The sequence below is a fragment of the Vibrio ostreicida genome, assembly GCF_013074385.2.
GTDB classification, from domain to species: Bacteria; Pseudomonadota; Gammaproteobacteria; order Enterobacterales; family Vibrionaceae; genus Vibrio; species Vibrio ostreicida.
The window spans coordinates 302,327-318,858 of the sequence record NZ_JABEYA020000001.1 but is presented as its reverse complement, the minus strand read 5'-3'; the positions used below and the strand labels follow the sequence as shown (position 1 = coordinate 318,858).

Sequence of the window (16,532 nt, the reverse complement as noted above, 5' to 3'; positions counted from 1 at the left end):
GAGGTTTTGCGCTAGCAAGATGCCCGAGTGACCTTGAGATTGCGGGGCACCCGCTGGGCTAGCGCTCAATTATAGGACGTATTTTCTTAGATAAAAGCAAACACAGTGATCATACCAGCCAGTGAAAACAGACAAGTGCGGCTAATGACACCGAAGTACGAAGGATGAATCATTTCTTGATGCTGCATTACTGTTTCCTCGTGGTTATTGTTACATCTTGATTACAATATGATGAAATTCCGCCCACTTCTCAACCCACAGTAAGATTAAATTTTTATGACAATGATTAAAAAGTGAGATTTTTCGCACATAAATATTGTGACAAAACATCGTGCAGAAGGAATGACAGACGTGAAAAGATGGAAGGTGAGGGGGACAAACTCTCTTTGTCGCGAACAGACAATAATTCGCCAGCGTGGCGCTATGACTTAAGGCTTAAACTAATTCTGACAAAGTCATCATCTTCATATTCAAGCCGATGTTCAAAAACAGCGGATGCATAAATGGTACGAAGAACAGTATGCTTTTCACCGTGATTTCCTCGAAAAAGCATAGAAACGTCGGTAACTAAACGGTTTCGGCTGTCAAAATGGGTATTTAAGTCAGGAGATAATACGCACAGCAGACACCCTTTAGGGTTAAAAGAAAGATCAACGGCTTCCGGCTGAGAGACTTGTACTGTCGTATTGAGATCCTTTTCCAACGTATTGATCAGAAGAAGGAAGCTATCCAAATGAGGCAACTCGTCGCCATTGAGTGGCGATAACAGGTTACTTAACATCAACTCCATATCCAACCGCTGAGAACGGGCGTGGGTCACTAAAGCACGTACTTTCTTTTTAAACGGCTTATATTTTTTTCGGTTTGCCGCCTTATTCAGCCATGCGGAAAGAATATCATTGACGGCTGCTCGTGACTGACGAGCAAGAGATGACGAGGTATGGTTTGTGCGTAAGTGCAGCAAAGCATGCAATGCCAACTCGGACAAAAGAGGTTCAAACTCAGGTTTAATGTTGGTGTGAATACTGCGCATGTTGTCTGAACGTCGGTGCCTTGTGATGCGTTGCTGGTTCGATGTTGCTAGGGGGAAGAATATGCTACCGAAAACCTCTCCCCATGTACAGCCGAATTGAGACGAGTTGGTCACAACTCGCCATCGATTTTTTAATCAAAAACAATAATAGTCGGTAAGGCTAGCACCCATTTTTTGAAGACACATCAAATATTACCAGTAATACGCCTAAATAATACCTTATTCAGCTTAAGCGTGAATTCAAACAAATACGATATTCTATCAGGCCCCTTTAATGCATGAAGCCGCAAAAATAGTGGCTGTCACCGATTTAAATAACCATCTACGGAATAGCATTAAAGTCTTACTTCACCGTCAGGCAGATATTACTATGAATAAGTTCAAAATCATTGCCCAAAATAACGGGAAAAGCCACAATCAAAGCATCACATTGACTCCCCCACTGCTGCCTTTAGGTAACAGTGACAGCATGCAAAAAATTAAACGACAACTTATCTATGCCCCACAGGTAAACTTACCCATCTTGATTAATGGCGAAGTTGGAACAGAAAAACAGGCTATTGCTCGCTATATTCATCATAAAAGAATGGCGCCCAAAGGTAATTTCACCTGCCTCCCTTTCAACGCTCAATCCATGGAAGGATTTCAATGGAATTTGGACACCAGTATTGAGCGATCTGAGAACGGCACATTATTCCTGTCCGAAATTGACACGCTGGGTGAACAACACAAGGACTATTTAAGTTTTGTATTAACCAATCAAGATATCTACCGTCAGTTGACCACCATCAATGCACAATTGATTATCTCCTGTAATCAATCGCCTAACGAAATCCAACCGCTCATATCTCAAATCATTGACAATTGCACTCCCCACTTAGAATTGAAGATCCCTTCTTTAAGGAAAAGAAAAGAGGACATATTGGCCTATGTTGAGTATTTTGTTCAACAATACAAAGGCCCTCACTCGCCGACTCTCTCCGCACAAGCACAAGAATTACTTTTCAGTTACGCTTGGCCAGGTAATGTTTCAGAGCTTCAAAGTGTCATGATGCTGCTGATCTCTTCCCATAAAACACACATCACCGCGCCAGACGTGCTCGCGCTTAATATTATTAAGCCGACATCGGGTAATCGAGACCTGATTGAATGCTTACTAGAAAAAGATATCCAACAGTATTGCAACACCCACCCTGCTGTCTATAAATGCTTAGATTTTATTAGTCATAATTATCTCGATGAGATCTCGTTGCAAGATGTCGCCAATGCCTCATTTGCCAGTTCTTCCCATCTTTCATTTTTAATCCGACGGCACGTTAACATGACGTTTAAAAGCATTTTGGTTCAGTTAAGGCTTCGCTACGCCAAAGACCTGATCGCACAGCAACCAATGGCCAAAATTACCGACGTCTGCTTGCAATCAGGTTTCGGCGATCTTAGTCACTTTGAAAAAATGTTTAAACGCTACGTAGGCTCTACACCTAGACAATTTCGCGCCGAACAGCGCGATGCGTGCAAAAACTTACTTTCTAACTAACCCCATTTTTAAACCCGTTTGTTTGATGACAAACGCCGAGTTACATTTTTTTAAGCGCTTTAATATAGCAACATCAAGACAGGGAAAGTGCACAAATGGATATTCAATTAAAGGCAATGATGAATCAATTATGCCCAACTCTCGCTCGCAATATGGTGATGAATATGGTCGCTGACTCGCTGGGTAAATCTGCGCAAAATGCGGCCCAAGCCCAACAACAAATTCAAACCATTATGATCACCAATACAGCGTTGAGTTCAGGCCTTATTTACTCTATTGCGACGAAAAGTACCTGAGTCATATCTGAGGTATCACGCTGATACCTTAGCACCACCAAGGAGCATGAAAATGCCAGTAAATGATGCCGTCACAGAGTCGGTAACTAATGTGAACACTTGCGTTGTGGGGGACATTCCCGCAATGGCAGGCGGAAACTTATTCGTTTCCACGAGCCAAGCAATGGCCGTTGCAGCCCTCAACAGCACAAGTGCAAACCAACAAGGGACGATCCTCCACCAAACTTCGACGGTACAGGGCGTCAATTCTTTGTTCGCAACCGGCGGCGCTGTACTGGGCCGGGCTATCGAACTAATTATCGAAAAAAAAGCAATCTAAACCACTGATATAGGAGAATATTATGCCAACCGTGAATGAGCAAATCACCGATTCTGTCACACAAGTCAACACCAAGGTTGTTGGCGAAACACCTGCCATGGCAATGGGAAACTTACTGATGTCGACTAGCCATGCGTTGAGCAATGCGGCACACAATGCAACGGCGGCACAGCAGCAAGCACAGATCACCATGCAAGCAGCCACCGTTCAGGGCGTGAATTCGCTGATGGCGATTGGTTCCTCGGTCATCGGACGCGGCGCTGAAGCAATTATCGAAAAGGGCTAATACAAGCCCTATTTACACTCAAAATAAACACACACAAGGAATAAATCATGCCAGTAAATGAACAAGTCACAGATTCTGTTACACAGGTCAACACGAAAGTGGTCGGCGAAACACCAGCCATGGCGATGGGGAATCTGCTGATGTCCACCAGCCAAGCACTCGGCACGGCTTCACACAACACCACGAGCGCTCAGCAACAAGCACAAATCACCATGCAAGCAGCCACCGTTCAGGGAGTCAACGCACTGATGTCTATCGGCTCATCGGTGGTTGGCCGCAGTGCTGAAGGCATTATTGAAAAAGACGGATAATTCGGTGACCTCCTTTTCTGGCTTACCAGTAAAGGAGGTCTCTGATGGTAAAGGATGAATCATGAAACCTATAAACCAACCACCCAGCTCAGCGGAAGCCGCTTTTCAGGCTGCCAATCAATCTGTCGCGCAGTCAACCGCCATCGCACTCTCCGATGCAACAGATAATCTGCGTAATTTAAACACGTTGAGTACGACAGCCATTGGTACCGCGCTCAGTCAATTACTCGAGACTGGCGATCCAAAATATCTCACCATTATCGAACAAGCACATAAAGTCGTCACCAACGGCGCAGATAACTTTGCTGTTGTCGGCGACAAAGTCGTTTCGGTACTCAATGACCATTACTAGTTGCCATTAATGAATGGCATAAAGCCCCACTGCTTGCCGGATGGGCTAAACGTCACTAAGGAGTAAGCATGAACGCCAAACACACCCTACTTGAAAATGAATTCGAACATCCCGTCTCAGAGGGCACCATAGAACAATTCAATACCCTTCAGGCGTTTTCTAGTCAGTCTACTGGTCTTCTGGAAACGACGCTGGCTGATACGTTAGGACTGTCGATGCATAATGCCGTCAGCAACCAACAACAATCACAAATGACGACATCTGCATCGATTACTAATGCCTGTGCTCGCCTATTACAAACCCAAACCAAACCCACTAGCGTGCAGGCAATTGACACCTCTGATACTGCCGTTGTCTTGACACCTGACGACAGCGCTTTACACACAGCAGAAAACGAGCCAAAGAGGAAATTCAGCTTGACTGGTTTTTTAAAACGCGACAGGAAACAAAACAATGAGTAACCCCAACTACCTTGAGATTGATGTGAATGAACAGCTCAAGAAAATCGAATCCTTCAGCCTCCGCCATCAACAAGAGATGTCTGAACTTTTCGATGATCAACACAGCTTATATTCCACAACGGTCATCGACAATGCCAATGCGGTTCAAAACCAAGTCTTTAACATGATGAACACCATAGAAACGCAGATTGAACAGCAACTCGGACAGATCAATGAGCAATTACAAAACCTTGCTCCAAACCCTATACAATAAGTGAGACTAACATGGCCAAAAACGTTAATGAGCAAGTCACTGATTCTATCACCCAAACCAACACCCAGGTTCTAGGCAGCACACCTGCCAATGCGATGGGCAACCTCTTTACCGCCATAGGGCTGGCAATGTCAAACATGAACAATAATGCCACCCACACGCAGCAACAAGCACAGATTGGTATGCAAGCAGCAACCGTTCAAGGCGTCAACTCACTCACCACGATAGGTACAGCCGTGCTGGGACGAACCACCGAAGAGGTCGTGGAAAAAGAATGACCCCCTAAAAGTGACGCACATTAGGCCAAGGCCTGCCTTGGCCTAATTGGAGACGAATAATGAAAGACAACCGCTCTGATCACGACCTTTCAACCGTTACCGATATGATTAACCAACTGGCCGAGTCCTCAATGTCAGACAGTATGGGATTGCTCATGCAAAATGCCGTTATCAATCAACAAGGCATGCAAACGGTGAGCAACGCAGCAATCTCAACGGTGTGCGCGTTGATTCTTAAGAAAGGGAGTTAATTACGCTCACGATGACCGACCCCAAAGCCAAGCAATCCGTCGCTCATTCCACCGCTATTGCGGTTCAAGATGCGGCGGATAACCTGCGTAACCTCAACACCATCAGCACCACTGCGATTGGTGTTGCTCTATCAGAACTGATCGCCACCGGCGATCCTAAGTACCTAAAAGTGATAGCACAAGCCCAGCAAATCATGGAAAAAGGTACGGCTAATTTCGCCGAACTTGGGAACAAAGCCGCCGAGGTGGTAAAGAGATTCGATTAATCACCAACAGTATGCATCAAACCGCACAACCCGATAACCACCATTTCACTACGTTGAATGCCGTCATTCGACATAACCAATAAGGCGCCCCTCTGCCCACGCTTTATTGATCCGTTAGATTCTAAGGAGCGCCTGTTTGAGTCCAAAATCATCTTGGCGATGAACTGGGGGGAATTGTTTATGTTTGAGAAAGGAGCAAACATAGATGATGCCCCTTATTGAGAATAGAGATTGGCATGAATTTGGAGCACAAGCCCTGATTTCTGACTCGGCAATGCTGCTTCTTGGGCAGAATCCCCCCTCCCCGCTACTCCCCTATTTTCATCACAACTTCATAGTTACTCATTAAAGTATCCGCCAGTGTCAGTATCCTTTCCGTTTCTGCTTCCAAGAATTCAATTTTTGCCGCATTGATCTGTACGGGTACCGTCGCACCTGCGATAGGGATACTGTTGGCAGCCGCGGCAATATTGTCAAACATTCCCTTGATAGCGGAAGACGGCAGCCCAAGCACCCCCCCAACGACTAACACAGAACCCGATGCAATGGCAGCCGTAACGGTAACAGCAGAAAGCACAAATTTTTTTTCCGCCCGTGCTTTTATCAATAATTTTAGCAAGTTACTTTGTTCCGAAGTAACAAACGTCTTGATACTCGCAAGCGCTCTAATATCTTTGCCTACTTGCGAATCTTTAGTCGTGCACGTTTTATAATCAATTCTTTTAGGATTGGGCGTGCTAAAACAAGCCAACTGACCTTGGGTGAGCGTCTTCATTTGTAAGTCCACCGAAGACACGATCTCGCCAAATGCGTTGCACAGTTCTTGGCCTATCACCAACCCTGCTAACGAAGTACTATCAAGACGGCCTTGGGTCTTTTCTCTAAGTACACTGAGCGTTTTTACGTCTTTGTGCGTTGACCAACTCGCCCCTTTGATTTTGGAATACTTCAAAACCTTATATTCACTCGCGCTCAAACGCTCCGGATACAAAGCCAATACTTTGTTTTTGAGGTCTGAAAATTGACGGCTCTCAAGTAAAGCACTGGCGTGGGTCGCCACATTTTGACCCACTTCTCGGTTGCGTAGTGAACATTTGCCATGGGCCATGGCATAAAGTTGTAACTCTAATTCATTGATGGTTTTACATGCATTGTAAAAAAACCAAAGCCCGTAATCATTGTCGCCTTCAGGCGTTCGACAATGAGTCCAGTCAAGCCAAACGTGGCCAGCAAGTTTCCTTTCTCCCTCATGGTGGTACTGAACCCCGCCAAATTCACCATGTTCAGCATCAAACGTAAGCTCAGCAATGTTATATTTTTTGAGCCAACCTTGTTCGGATGTACTGTTATGCAAACCGGTCGAAAAACCAAACATCGCTCGTACCAACAAGGTCACCTCACGGCTGGCTGCCGAACGTCTTGTGTCAACGTAGAGGTCACTGATCATTTCAATCTCTTGATACGATTTCGACTGCAAAACCTGCAGATAGGCTTTAAAAGCCGCCCTCATTGCTTTCGTTCTTATTCCCATGTTAGATCCTTAATTTTATTCGCTGTTCTGTTGGCCATTCAGGGCCAGATCAAACAGGTCAATCCAGTTGACAGAATTTGATGTGTCGTCACTCAGAGGCTTCCTTGGTGGCGAAGCCTCTTGATGGCGCTTTATTTTGACTTTCAGCGTTCTTACCGTCGATATAGGATTTTTCTCCAACATCGTCACTCCTTGTTGGGGCACCAAAGTCTCTAGTGACTGGTTTAAACAACCACCAATATCAACCTCGGATGACCCGATTTTTGTATATGGACAAGCCTTGAAACTTGCGAGCTGCCGGATAAGCTTGAGTCTAGGGCGTAGACGGCATTCTGGTTGTTATCGAACCATTGAAACATTTCAATATGTTTGCCTGTAAATGTGCCCCACAGCGCAACAATCAAGTTCACCTTTTGTTCGGTGACCGACTGCATCACTCTCACTCGTTCGACGTCCTGATAAAGTTTTTGCCATGCTGTGCGATGGCAGCATTGGTGATGCAAATAGTGAAATTCAAAAAAATGAGGCCGATCATCGACGGTCACAACCAGATCAGCCTTTGAGGCCACACGTTTTTCACAGGCTTCAGCCAAACGGCTGTCCCGACAATATCTATAAAAAGTGTGCCCTTTCACGTACGGCAGGCCAAATCCTGCCAAGTCTCCATGTAATATTGCCGATAGCGGTCTTGATAAATCGATGGCGAGCCAAGCTCTGGCAAACTGACGTGTTCGGGCATCAGCCAACGCTTGGTTGGCTGTTTGAACATCATACTGAGAGGCTAGCTCAATCAATAACTGTTGCGGATGCATCGTGCTCTCCTGTCTTTAACGACTCACAAACCAAGCCATTTATCCGTTGAGCCCATTATTCTTGTTGGTGATATTTCATTCACCGGTTCCCACAAGCGGGTTAATTCACTGGCGCATTCAAGGCTGCAACTCGGCGACTCGATGGCACTAACGCTTCAACAAAACGGTTCACCTCCTGTTCCGCCATCGCCTGAGAAACAGTAGGCTGGTTGATGTAGCTGTCCGTTTCTGTGCGAATATGCCCCCCATTTAGCGCGTCACGTTCTCTTTGGTTCACAATGGCATTGATGGCTTGTGCAAACGCAAAACTGTCGGTTTTACTGTAAATACGGTGCTGACACCCAACATTTGCCGTGTCTGGATACCGTGGCACAGCGTAAGACACCATATAAGGTTGAGTCATCGGGTCGTGCCCGATCAACTCTTGACAAGAAAACAGCACACAATCAGTGGAACGATAATTATCCATCATGCCATTACCGATAGGGAGGTCCGCTTCGATCGAAAGGTTATAATCGCAAAATATCACATCAACCCCAGATAAAAGACTCGCGACCATAGCATCGAAAGCCTGCTGGACTTCCTCGGGCAATTCACCATGAGTTGGGATCTGCTCAAAGGCCTTCGATATCACTGTATAGGATGAGCGCCAGCGTGCGAGCAGGGCTTGTCCTGTGTCATTATCGCGATACTTGTAGGCCACTTTGTAGCCACTATCAAACAGTTCTTCGGTGTCTGGTTGATCGGAAAGCAATGCGTAAATACGCCCATCAGAGGCTTCGCATAAACGAAAACGCAGTTGTTTCATGTTCATCTCCTGTAAAAACATTACTTCGTCAGAGTAGAATGATGGCGGAAAAAAAACTTGGCATAACAACCGAAGAATATGGGGCTATGGACGTGGCTCGCTAGCCAACAAACAGGATTGAATCCCGGATAAATCGCTCAGGTTAGGCTTGAGGCCGTGAGTCACCTTCTCCGGAGGGGTATCTGACATTTTGACCTTGAGAACAGACCCTTTTGTGTCGGTTTTCTTCGACTTTCGATACACTGCTCTCAGCCTATATCGATAACGACGCCAGATGATACGCTTTTTAACTCTCACATTAATTAGCCCCAAAGAACGCTTTTTTATCCACCGGAAATCTTAAAGCGCGGCGTTAAGCAATAAGTTAAAGGCGCTATTAATGGCATGCTGCAATTGTGCTTTGGTCGCAATCTGCACGCTAAGCATTTCGGACTCGGTAATGTACTTCTCTCGTTCAAGCTCAATGTGAAACTCTTCTGCGGTTAATAGCCCTTGTTCTTTTGCAATAAGCAATTCATTGATTGCCCCACGTTGCTTTTCCAATTGGCTCACTAACGCTTGGGCGAGTGTCTTCACCATAGGCGATTGTTCGATGTGTGCCATTGCTTGGCTGATCGTGTCAGGTAGATTGTCAGTCATAAAGCGATCCTCGTTGTTTTTTTGCATTTTCACCATTTACTAGCGCTGTAAACATTCTTTGATACTGCACAGTACGGCGGTTAATCATAAAATTGGAGAGGGCGTTTTTCTTGTAATGCATCATTTTGTCTTGCTCCCAAAGAGTCGACAAAATATCCACTTGCTTGATGGTTTCGGTATTGTTTGGTCGTCGCTGTTGCCGACGCAGCAGCGCACGGATTTCTACATCAACCTCTATATAATCTTTGGCAAACCTCTGATACTGCCTTTTGTCTGGAGGTAATTGTTCGGCCTTTCGATACATATAATCAATTTTCTTTTCTATCAGATTGATTTGAGTCGCGGTGGGGGGGTCATAGGGCGCAACCAGTTGTAAAGAGCACCCTACTAACAAGAGCAGGCAAAAACCAATGTATTTCATCATGCTGTCCTTAGTCATACAGTGTACTGCCACAGTAATACTGATTCGCCAACAAGACTCGGTCTTATAGGGTGGATTACAGGGGTATCGTACCGGGAATAGCAACAACATGAATATGGGAGAGTTTAACCGATCCTGTGGTCAGGATTGATGGACGAATTGGAAGGTCACGACCTAACGGCCACTCAAACTTATTGTGACAGAAATAGCGGGAGCGGCGTTTAATCGGATGAACGAGGGGCTACCTTCGCCACTGAATCGGAATATCGTATCTGATCGATGAAGCGATCGAGCACAGTAAACAGTACGTCAACACTGTAGCCCGATAGGAACGCCAAGGCCATTGGAGAAAGGGTCATATCGCCCAGTTCAGGCTTCATTAACCAGCCTGTGATCATGCCTGCTAAGCACCCTAATGTTAATCGAAGTCGGTAGGCCACTTCTCGACTCGCCGTGTAAGTGAGCGTTCTCACTTGATATAAAAGACTACGAAGCACAAAGATAAAGGCGCCCAGTAAACCGTACATTAATGGCAGTATATAAATCTGTAGCATTTGCAAGACACCTTGCGCGGCGATAAGTTGGGTTGATAGGTGTACCGACCTTGCGCTTTCAGCAGGCACTGGCAGAGCTTGTCCCAACAACCATATGCGATTCCACGCCTTTAAAAGCTGATAATTCGCCTGTACATCGTCTGGCCATGTGACCATGAGCGTGGCTTTTTTTGCGTTCAACCCATCGGTGAGTGCATAACCAAACAGGGCGTACATTTGTACAATCAACAACAGAATTAAAGTCAGTACCGTATAGCGTCGATACCAGTTAATCACGTTGCCAGCACTTGGTGCTAACCACTGACGCCTCTCTATTTGGGGTTTAACGGCGATGAGACTTTCCAGCGTGACAGGATATATCTGTTTCGCGAGCTGGTCATAACATTGCAGAAGAACCATGTCGTCGGCCACCCCCCATTGATTGCCGTTGAAACGCTCATTGGCACGATATATTCCTGCCGCGACTTTAGGGTCAATCGTCAATTCTCCGTGGCGGGCAATATACTCAAGCATTTGATACCCCTCTATGATCAGCACCTTAACACTCTCTTGAGCGTTTGGCGTTGGTAACACAGACAGCGTTGCTTTTTCATTCCCCACGGTTTGCCCTCTTGTTAATAGTGATAGCTCGACACTTCACTGTTCTGATAATCTAACAATCTGCACCCACCTGATTGGTTATTCCAAATGGCCACAGTGCTATCAAAACTGTATTCATCGGCCTCTAATGGGGATTTTTGGGTGAAGACTTTAATACCAGTAAACGCTTCAAGTTTTGCGCCGAATGGGAAGACGAATCTGGATCGATTGCCCAACGCCTCAAGCTGCCAACCATCAAGATCAATGCGATGCTCAGAAAGGTTAATCAGTTCAACAAACTCATCGCCTTCGGTTCTGTATTTCTTCCCATCGACATGGATATGGCTGATGGTTACGTACTGGTGTGCTTTATTGCCGTAGGCAAAGCTTGATATCAGCGCTCCCTGAGCATCGATCAATCTGGCCACGTCTCCTCGATTATTCCAGATCGGTTGATTTGAATCGAAAGAAAACTGGCCGTTACCCAGTGTTTCAACGTTAAGGCTTTCATCCGGTAAAAGAAAACTGCCCTCTGGGAAAATAAAAGTTTGATCAGGTGAACCCGCCTCAATTCGCCAACCGCTAATATTTATCGTCAACTCCCCTCGATTATGTAGCACGATATGTTCATCAAATGGATCGCCCTCGCCTTGGAATTGAATATGGCGAATTTCCACCTGACTCCTCGCTTGAAGTTGGTTGAGTTTGAGCCAGAAGTTATCTATTTCATTTTTGCTTTTTACGCCGCCTTCCGACAGCTTTGCCAATATTTCCAATAAAAGTTCCCGTATGTTTTTCTCTATTTTGGACACATTGTTCTCCTTGAGTTTTAATCTGTAAGGTTTATTGGTTGCCGTAATATCTACGAGCTGTATCAATATGATAATGACGCTGCCGCTTTTTTGAGGTGGTCAAACAGCACCTTTTGATTGCTGTTGTAGGCGAACGCGGTCGGGTTAGAGGAATACACTTGCATTTTTGTATCTAAATTTAATAATCGTGCCTGTCCGGTACTGCCCCAAAATGCATTGACGAGGTTGCGATCTTCTACTGGCATTTGGTGGAGTTCCTGTGAGCGATAGCTCAACAAACGAGTGGATGAAGCGGGTATTTCAGAGAGTTCCTGAAAATCAATCATTTCAAGTTTCACATCCACATAATTGTTATCGCTGATGTTGACCCGCACCATACCTATGGGGCGAAGAGACGTACTCGCTCGGCCAATATTTGTGGCCACCGCATCCAACTCAAAAAAACTGTACAATTCTTGCTGTTCACGTTTGATTTTGGCAAGTTGCGCATCAATACCACGCATGTTGTCACGCAGTTTTTCTAGCGTCGCATCATTTGTGGTAATGACCTCCTGCAAATCTTCTTTGACATCAGAGAGTAAAAATTTCAATGCAGGCACATTCAGCGCTGGCCCTTTACCTCTTTGAAACGTCATGTCAGAGTAATTGCGGGTAATCGATAACACCTGATGTTCGTAATAAACGGCTTCATCGCCATCAATATAGTTCTTAAGCCCCCAACTTTTCATTTCTCCAACACGAAATTCTGTTAGGAGGGATTCTCTATTTTCAGGGTCAAGATAGGCGTCAATTGTCATGATATGCTGTGAAAGTTGACGTTTGGTTTGGGCAATATTTTTTAAATCCACTTTCGCGCTATTATATGCCCTCTCCAACGTGCCAACATCAAATGTCGGATAACGAATTCTGTCTCCTCGCTCACCGTTAAACTCAAGGCCATAAAACAGATCTTCATCAATGTACGGAGTCAACAACTGCAACTCTTCAGTGGCAAGAGCCACCTGATAATTGTCAGAGTTGATTCGTCTAATCTCTCCGATTTCAACGTTGATATCGGACGTCTCTACAAAGTAGATTTGCCACACAGGGATCATTAACGCAGACACCCCCCCGACCACCGTAAGGCTCACTGATTTAGCGTGAGTACGAAGTATTCCTTTTATATGTCTCCAATCCATGGGGTTCCCTTTTTGTGGTTTATTGAGCGTTGAATGTGTCATAGGCTGCTTGCAATTTGTCGTCATAGCGATTTTCAGCATAGGCGGGACCGTTGTAGTAACGGGCAAAACTCGCCCAATCCAGCAACGTGATCGCGCGGTGTAGCTTGGCGTTTGCTTTTATAAAACAGACAAAGGCTTTGAGGTGGTTGGACTCTGCCAAAAACATGTCACGCACAAACGCTTCTACGTCCTCGTAGCCGGCCGCTTTATAGTTGAAACCCATGATTTGATAACGTCCATAAGACGCAGACATGAGGGCGGCACTTCGATCGAGCGCCATCGCTCTTTGCAGACGATCATATTCTTTGCCTCCGCCCACGTAGAGCGTTCGGTCCCATTTTTTGGAAGAAATATTCGGGTGAGAGTCATCAAAACGGCGTTGACTGTATTGGGAGAATATATGTGCCTCAAACAGTATCGCTGGTAATCCCGATGGAAAAAAACCACTGCTTGCAGATTCAACCGCAGACACCGCTTTGATCGCAGCCACATCACAATCCAGTTCCATCGCCGCATGTTTGAAATCAATCGCTTCAAGACCCGTTGTGGGTTCAATTAAAGGGAGAAAAAGGGAAGACCTTGTTCCTGATGAGTTAGCACAAGCCTTCTCAAGTGCGTAATGGCTCTTTCCCCCTGCGTCAATTCGATAATCCGGAGTTTGGAAGCCAAGCACTTTAACCTGAAAGTCGCCAATCGCTCGGCACGTTGGTGATTCAGTGTGATTTTCAATGATTTTTCCGTCTTCTTTAAGTGGTAATTTAAAACCAAGGCTATCGGAAATCGTATTGAGCGCTTTTTGAATCGCGAGTACATCTTCACTATGGTTGTTTCCTGATGCGCCGACAGACGCATCCAATTTGACGTTTTTCATTTTCCTTCCTCGACGTTGTTGGTAAAAGAAAATTTACCAGCCTAGTCGAAGGGATTATCGGGGTGAATACGGGATAAGTAGGTTGAATAAAGGGTATCCTTTACCCTGTTGGCTAAATGGAGGATCCAACGCGTAAACTTTGCAATGATCGCTCATATAACACGCAAAGTGTGGGATTCATCGCGCGCTTCACTTGCTGGCTACCACCGCGGTGGAGAGGGGACAAAAAATACAGAGGGAGAAACTTGTTTATCATCACGCGTGGAAAGCAAGCATTGCACAACGCTCTCGACGTCATAATGGGTTTGCGCTCGCGTGCCTTTGGTAACAAAAACGACAAAGGCCTGACAACTTGATAAGCTGTCAGGCCTTATAGAATATGGCACGCCCTGAAGGATTCGAACCTTCGACCACATCCTTAGAAGGGACGTGCTCTATCCAGCTGAGCTAAGGGCGCGCTACAGGGAAAGGATTATACGAGTTCAAAATCTTAACACAAGACCTTTTCTTAACATTCTGATCTGAATGCCTAAAAAAAGGTCAGCTACTCATTACTTCCCCAAAAAATGTCCAAAGCAAACGTTTGCCTATGGATGTCTACCGATTTATTTGCGACAATGCGCGCAACTAAATAGCCATTCTATTTAAAGGAAAGACATGACTGCGCAAAATATTGATGGGACACTCATTTCTCAAACAGTTCGCTCCGAAGTTGCCGCCCGGGTCAAAGCTCGTGTCAATGCCGGCTTAAGAGCCCCAGGTTTAGCAGTCGTGCTGGTTGGCGAAGACCCTGCCTCACAAGTGTATGTCGGAAGTAAACGCAGAGCCTGTGAGGAAGTTGGCTTTGTTTCCAAATCTTTCGATCTGCCCGCCGATACCCCTCAACAAGTACTACTCGATACCATTGATACATTAAATGAAGATCCGGAGATTGACGGTATCCTTGTTCAGCTCCCACTGCCCGCAGGTATTGATGCGACAAAGGTCTTGGAACGCATTCATCCTGAAAAAGACGTTGATGGTTTTCATCCCTATAATGTTGGCCGCTTGGCTCAACGCATTCCTAAACTGCGTTCGTGCACACCAAAGGGAATTATTACATTGCTTGAGCGCTACAACATAAATCTCCGTGGTAAACACGCCGTGGTTGTAGGTGCCTCGAACATCGTCGGTCGACCCATGACATTGGAATTACTGTTAGCAGGTTGCACGACCACGACCTGTCACCGGTTTACTAAAGACCTCGAAAGCCATGTCCGTCAAGCAGATGTGGTTGTGGTCGCTGTAGGCAAGCCCAACTTTGTACCGGGAAACTGGATTAAAGACGGCGCAATCGTGGTCGATGTCGGGATCAACCGCCTCGATACCGGTAAATTAGTTGGCGACGTTGACTATGAAAATGCGAAAGAAAGAGCGAGTTTTATCACTCCGGTTCCCGGCGGTGTGGGCCCCATGACAGTGGCATCTCTCATTGAGAATACCATACTTGCCTGTGAGCAATTCCACACGAAATAACCTCTTTGAGCCGCTCCAACCATGTGGGCTGCAACACTCTCAGCCGAATCGTTCCATGTTTTTTAGACTGGCATAGAAGTGGAATGAAACGACTCTCACGAGTGGTTTCATTCCCGAAAAACTTACAGCTTCTGTCGTCCCAACAAAGAGTGGGATAGGGTTGTGCCGTCAACCAATTCGAGTTCACCTCCAACAGGAACACCATGAGCAATACGACTTGCTTGCACTTGATGTGCCTTGCATAACTCTGCAATGTAATGGGCTGTCGCTTCACCTTCTACGGTTGGGTTGGTCGCCAAAATCACTTCTGTCACATCACCGTGGCGCAGACGGTAGTCCAGTACATCCAAACCAATATCACTGGGGCCAATGCCATCAAGTGGAGACAAGTGACCCATAAGCACAAAGTAGCGGCCAGAATATTGTCCAGTCGCTTCCACCGCAGCAATGTCAGCAGGACTCTCCACGACACACATTTGACCATTTTCCTGACGTTTGGGGTTCGTACATATATGGCAAACTTCATCTTCAGTGAAGGTTCGGCATTGATGACAATGACCAATTTCCGTCATTGCCTGACTCAAGGCTTCGGCGAGGTGAAGCCCCCCTTTTCTATCACGCTGTAACAAATGAAAGGCCATACGTTGTGCTGACTTGGGACCTACCCCAGGCAGACAACGTAAGGCCTCCATCAATTGCTCCAGCATATGACTGGTGCGCATAAGATACCTAATCAGTTAGAAAGGCATTTTCATGCCTGGTGGTAATTGCATACCGCCAGTCACACCCGCCATTTTTTCTTTCTGAGTCTCTTCAACGCGACGCGCAGCATCGTTAAACGCAGCAGCGATCAAGTCTTCAAGCATTTCTTTGTCGTCTTCCATCAAACTTTCATCGATGTCGACACGACGAACGCTGTGACTACCAGTGATCGTGATTTTCACCAATCCCGCGCCGGATTCACCGGTGATTTCCATCGTTGCGATTTCTTCTTGAAGCTTTTGCATGCGATCTTGCATTTGCTGGGCTTGCTTCATTAAATTGCCCATACCGCCTTTACCAAACATGATGATTTATCTCTCTGGTTATTTCATAAGTAGATGGGGGTACACTCACCGTTTTCAACC

25 protein-coding genes and 1 tRNA gene are annotated in these 16,532 nt (G+C 45.8%); 12 read left to right on the top strand and 14 right to left on the bottom strand.

Going from position 1 to position 16,532, the window contains the following annotated elements; translation table 11 throughout:
• Window positions 1-421 precede the first annotated feature (421 nt).
• Complete coding sequence (locus HLM86_RS01450; protein WP_170882239.1) at window positions 422-1,033, bottom strand: DUF2913 family protein; 612 nt, start codon at window positions 1,031-1,033, stop codon at window positions 422-424.
• A gap of 370 nt (window positions 1,034-1,403) precedes the next feature.
• On the opposite strand from HLM86_RS01450, the gene HLM86_RS01445 reads away from it, so the two are divergent.
• The 11 genes from HLM86_RS01445 (at window position 1,404) to HLM86_RS01395 (ending at window position 5,643) form a co-directional block, all read left to right on the top strand.
• Window positions 1,404-2,570, top strand: coding sequence for an AraC family transcriptional regulator (locus tag HLM86_RS01445; RefSeq protein WP_170882126.1), 1,167 nt, complete (start codon window positions 1,404-1,406; stop codon window positions 2,568-2,570).
• 95 nt (window positions 2,571-2,665) lie between these two features.
• Window positions 2,666-2,866 (top strand): RebB family R body protein, encoded by a 201-nt coding sequence (locus tag HLM86_RS01440; RefSeq protein ID WP_076585336.1) that lies wholly within the window; start codon window positions 2,666-2,668, stop codon window positions 2,864-2,866.
• A gap of 52 nt (window positions 2,867-2,918) precedes the next feature.
• On the top strand, window positions 2,919-3,185 hold the full coding sequence (locus tag HLM86_RS01435; protein WP_170882127.1) for a RebB family R body protein: 267 nt from the start codon (window positions 2,919-2,921) through the stop codon (window positions 3,183-3,185).
• A gap of 22 nt (window positions 3,186-3,207) precedes the next feature.
• On the top strand, window positions 3,208-3,471 hold the full coding sequence (locus HLM86_RS01430; protein WP_076585338.1) for a RebB family R body protein: 264 nt from the start codon (window positions 3,208-3,210) through the stop codon (window positions 3,469-3,471).
• Between the two features lie 47 nt (window positions 3,472-3,518).
• Window positions 3,519-3,782 (top strand): RebB family R body protein, encoded by a 264-nt coding sequence (locus HLM86_RS01425; RefSeq protein ID WP_076585340.1) that lies wholly within the window; start codon window positions 3,519-3,521, stop codon window positions 3,780-3,782.
• Between the two features lie 61 nt (window positions 3,783-3,843).
• Entirely contained in the window at window positions 3,844-4,134 is a 291-nt protein-coding gene (locus HLM86_RS01420; RefSeq protein WP_076585342.1) for a hypothetical protein, read from the top strand.
• 68 nt (window positions 4,135-4,202) lie between these two features.
• On the top strand, window positions 4,203-4,595 hold the full coding sequence (locus tag HLM86_RS01415) for a RebB family R body protein (RefSeq protein ID WP_170882128.1): 393 nt from the start codon (window positions 4,203-4,205) through the stop codon (window positions 4,593-4,595).
• On the top strand, window positions 4,588-4,848 hold the full coding sequence (locus HLM86_RS01410) for a hypothetical protein (RefSeq protein ID WP_076585346.1): 261 nt from the start codon (window positions 4,588-4,590) through the stop codon (window positions 4,846-4,848). Before HLM86_RS01415 ends, HLM86_RS01410 begins: the two co-directional genes overlap by 8 nt.
• An 11-nt stretch (window positions 4,849-4,859) precedes the next feature.
• Window positions 4,860-5,126: a RebB family R body protein gene (locus HLM86_RS01405; RefSeq protein ID WP_076585348.1), complete on the top strand. Its 267-nt coding sequence runs from the start codon at window positions 4,860-4,862 to the stop codon at window positions 5,124-5,126.
• Window positions 5,127-5,185: 59 nt separating this feature from the next.
• Window positions 5,186-5,377, top strand: a complete 192-nt coding sequence (locus HLM86_RS01400; protein ID WP_076585350.1) for a RebB family R body protein — start codon at window positions 5,186-5,188, stop codon at window positions 5,375-5,377.
• An 11-nt stretch (window positions 5,378-5,388) separates the two neighbouring features.
• Window positions 5,389-5,643 carry a hypothetical protein gene (locus HLM86_RS01395; protein ID WP_076585352.1) on the top strand — a complete coding sequence of 85 codons (255 nt, stop codon included), beginning with the start codon at window positions 5,389-5,391 and terminating at the stop codon, window positions 5,641-5,643.
• 307 nt (window positions 5,644-5,950) lie between these two features.
• Here HLM86_RS01395 and HLM86_RS01390 read toward each other — a convergent pair whose 3' ends face one another.
• The 11 genes from HLM86_RS01390 to HLM86_RS01340 all read right to left on the bottom strand — a co-directional run bounded on the left by HLM86_RS01390 (window position 5,951) and on the right by HLM86_RS01340 (window position 14,347).
• Window positions 5,951-7,174: a hypothetical protein gene (locus HLM86_RS01390; RefSeq protein WP_170882129.1), complete on the bottom strand. Its 1,224-nt coding sequence runs from the start codon at window positions 7,172-7,174 to the stop codon at window positions 5,951-5,953.
• A 15-nt stretch (window positions 7,175-7,189) separates the two neighbouring features.
• Window positions 7,190-7,357, bottom strand: a complete 168-nt coding sequence (locus HLM86_RS01385) for a hypothetical protein (RefSeq protein ID WP_170882130.1) — start codon at window positions 7,355-7,357, stop codon at window positions 7,190-7,192.
• Between the two features lie 41 nt (window positions 7,358-7,398).
• Window positions 7,399-7,986 (bottom strand): hypothetical protein, encoded by a 588-nt coding sequence (locus HLM86_RS01380; protein WP_170882131.1) that lies wholly within the window; start codon window positions 7,984-7,986, stop codon window positions 7,399-7,401.
• Window positions 7,987-8,086: 100 nt separating this feature from the next.
• Window positions 8,087-8,794 carry a hypothetical protein gene (locus tag HLM86_RS01375; protein ID WP_076585360.1) on the bottom strand — a complete coding sequence of 236 codons (708 nt, stop codon included), beginning with the start codon at window positions 8,792-8,794 and terminating at the stop codon, window positions 8,087-8,089.
• A gap of 339 nt (window positions 8,795-9,133) precedes the next feature.
• Window positions 9,134-9,433, bottom strand: a complete 300-nt coding sequence (locus HLM86_RS01370) for a hypothetical protein (RefSeq protein ID WP_076585362.1) — start codon at window positions 9,431-9,433, stop codon at window positions 9,134-9,136.
• Window positions 9,426-9,857: a hypothetical protein gene (locus HLM86_RS01365; protein WP_076585364.1), complete on the bottom strand. Its 432-nt coding sequence runs from the start codon at window positions 9,855-9,857 to the stop codon at window positions 9,426-9,428. Before HLM86_RS01365 ends, HLM86_RS01370 begins: the two co-directional genes overlap by 8 nt.
• A gap of 218 nt (window positions 9,858-10,075) precedes the next feature.
• Window positions 10,076-11,008, bottom strand: a complete 933-nt coding sequence (locus HLM86_RS01360; protein ID WP_076585366.1) for a hypothetical protein — start codon at window positions 11,006-11,008, stop codon at window positions 10,076-10,078.
• A 14-nt stretch (window positions 11,009-11,022) separates the two neighbouring features.
• Window positions 11,023-11,799, bottom strand: a complete 777-nt coding sequence (locus tag HLM86_RS01355) for a lamin tail domain-containing protein (protein ID WP_076585368.1) — start codon at window positions 11,797-11,799, stop codon at window positions 11,023-11,025.
• A gap of 62 nt (window positions 11,800-11,861) precedes the next feature.
• Complete coding sequence (locus HLM86_RS01350) at window positions 11,862-12,977, bottom strand: hypothetical protein (protein ID WP_170882132.1); 1,116 nt, start codon at window positions 12,975-12,977, stop codon at window positions 11,862-11,864.
• A gap of 19 nt (window positions 12,978-12,996) precedes the next feature.
• A complete protein-coding gene (locus tag HLM86_RS01345) occupies window positions 12,997-13,890 on the bottom strand; it encodes an N-acetylmuramidase family protein (RefSeq protein WP_170882133.1) in 894 nt (297 codons plus the stop codon).
• A 380-nt stretch (window positions 13,891-14,270) separates the two neighbouring features.
• Window positions 14,271-14,347 (bottom strand) — tRNA-Arg (locus HLM86_RS01340).
• 200 nt (window positions 14,348-14,547) lie between these two features.
• On the opposite strand from HLM86_RS01340, the gene folD reads away from it, so the two are divergent.
• Window positions 14,548-15,405, top strand: a complete 858-nt coding sequence (gene folD / locus HLM86_RS01335; RefSeq protein WP_076585374.1) for a bifunctional methylenetetrahydrofolate dehydrogenase/methenyltetrahydrofolate cyclohydrolase FolD — start codon at window positions 14,548-14,550, stop codon at window positions 15,403-15,405.
• Between the two features lie 122 nt (window positions 15,406-15,527).
• On the opposite strand, the gene recR is transcribed toward folD, so the two are convergent.
• Together recR and HLM86_RS01325 are read right to left on the bottom strand one after the other, a co-directional pair.
• Window positions 15,528-16,127, bottom strand: coding sequence for a recombination mediator RecR (gene recR, locus HLM86_RS01330; RefSeq protein ID WP_076585376.1), 600 nt, complete (start codon window positions 16,125-16,127; stop codon window positions 15,528-15,530).
• A gap of 15 nt (window positions 16,128-16,142) precedes the next feature.
• Window positions 16,143-16,472: a YbaB/EbfC family nucleoid-associated protein gene (locus tag HLM86_RS01325; RefSeq protein WP_076585378.1), complete on the bottom strand. Its 330-nt coding sequence runs from the start codon at window positions 16,470-16,472 to the stop codon at window positions 16,143-16,145.
• Window positions 16,473-16,532 lie beyond the last annotated feature (60 nt).

Coding starts and splice junctions, on each gene's coding strand:
- HLM86_RS01365 (WP_076585364.1), bottom strand. CDS start 9,857: ATGATGAAATACATTGGTTTTTGCCTGCTCTTGTTAGTAGGGTGCTCT.
- HLM86_RS01420 (WP_076585342.1), top strand. CDS start 3,844: ATGAAACCTATAAACCAACCACCCAGCTCAGCGGAAGCCGCTTTTCAG.
- HLM86_RS01385 (WP_170882130.1), bottom strand. CDS start 7,357: ATGTTGGAGAAAAATCCTATATCGACGGTAAGAACGCTGAAAGTCAAA.
- HLM86_RS01370 (WP_076585362.1), bottom strand. CDS start 9,433: ATGACTGACAATCTACCTGACACGATCAGCCAAGCAATGGCACACATC.
- HLM86_RS01325 (WP_076585378.1), bottom strand. CDS start 16,472: ATGTTTGGTAAAGGCGGTATGGGCAATTTAATGAAGCAAGCCCAGCAA.
- recR (WP_076585376.1), bottom strand. CDS start 16,127: ATGCGCACCAGTCATATGCTGGAGCAATTGATGGAGGCCTTACGTTGT.
- folD (WP_076585374.1), top strand. CDS start 14,548: ATGACTGCGCAAAATATTGATGGGACACTCATTTCTCAAACAGTTCGC.
- HLM86_RS01445 (WP_170882126.1), top strand. CDS start 1,404: ATGAATAAGTTCAAAATCATTGCCCAAAATAACGGGAAAAGCCACAAT.
- HLM86_RS01380 (WP_170882131.1), bottom strand. CDS start 7,986: ATGCATCCGCAACAGTTATTGATTGAGCTAGCCTCTCAGTATGATGTT.
- HLM86_RS01345 (WP_170882133.1), bottom strand. CDS start 13,890: ATGAAAAACGTCAAATTGGATGCGTCTGTCGGCGCATCAGGAAACAAC.
- HLM86_RS01440 (WP_076585336.1), top strand. CDS start 2,666: ATGGATATTCAATTAAAGGCAATGATGAATCAATTATGCCCAACTCTC.
- HLM86_RS01415 (WP_170882128.1), top strand. CDS start 4,203: ATGAACGCCAAACACACCCTACTTGAAAATGAATTCGAACATCCCGTC.
- HLM86_RS01410 (WP_076585346.1), top strand. CDS start 4,588: ATGAGTAACCCCAACTACCTTGAGATTGATGTGAATGAACAGCTCAAG.
- HLM86_RS01435 (WP_170882127.1), top strand. CDS start 2,919: ATGCCAGTAAATGATGCCGTCACAGAGTCGGTAACTAATGTGAACACT.
- HLM86_RS01400 (WP_076585350.1), top strand. CDS start 5,186: ATGAAAGACAACCGCTCTGATCACGACCTTTCAACCGTTACCGATATG.
- HLM86_RS01430 (WP_076585338.1), top strand. CDS start 3,208: ATGCCAACCGTGAATGAGCAAATCACCGATTCTGTCACACAAGTCAAC.
- HLM86_RS01350 (WP_170882132.1), bottom strand. CDS start 12,977: ATGGATTGGAGACATATAAAAGGAATACTTCGTACTCACGCTAAATCA.
- HLM86_RS01375 (WP_076585360.1), bottom strand. CDS start 8,794: ATGAAACAACTGCGTTTTCGTTTATGCGAAGCCTCTGATGGGCGTATT.
- HLM86_RS01450 (WP_170882239.1), bottom strand. CDS start 1,033: ATGCGCAGTATTCACACCAACATTAAACCTGAGTTTGAACCTCTTTTG.
- HLM86_RS01425 (WP_076585340.1), top strand. CDS start 3,519: ATGCCAGTAAATGAACAAGTCACAGATTCTGTTACACAGGTCAACACG.
- HLM86_RS01395 (WP_076585352.1), top strand. CDS start 5,389: ATGACCGACCCCAAAGCCAAGCAATCCGTCGCTCATTCCACCGCTATT.
- HLM86_RS01405 (WP_076585348.1), top strand. CDS start 4,860: ATGGCCAAAAACGTTAATGAGCAAGTCACTGATTCTATCACCCAAACC.
- HLM86_RS01390 (WP_170882129.1), bottom strand. CDS start 7,174: ATGGGAATAAGAACGAAAGCAATGAGGGCGGCTTTTAAAGCCTATCTG.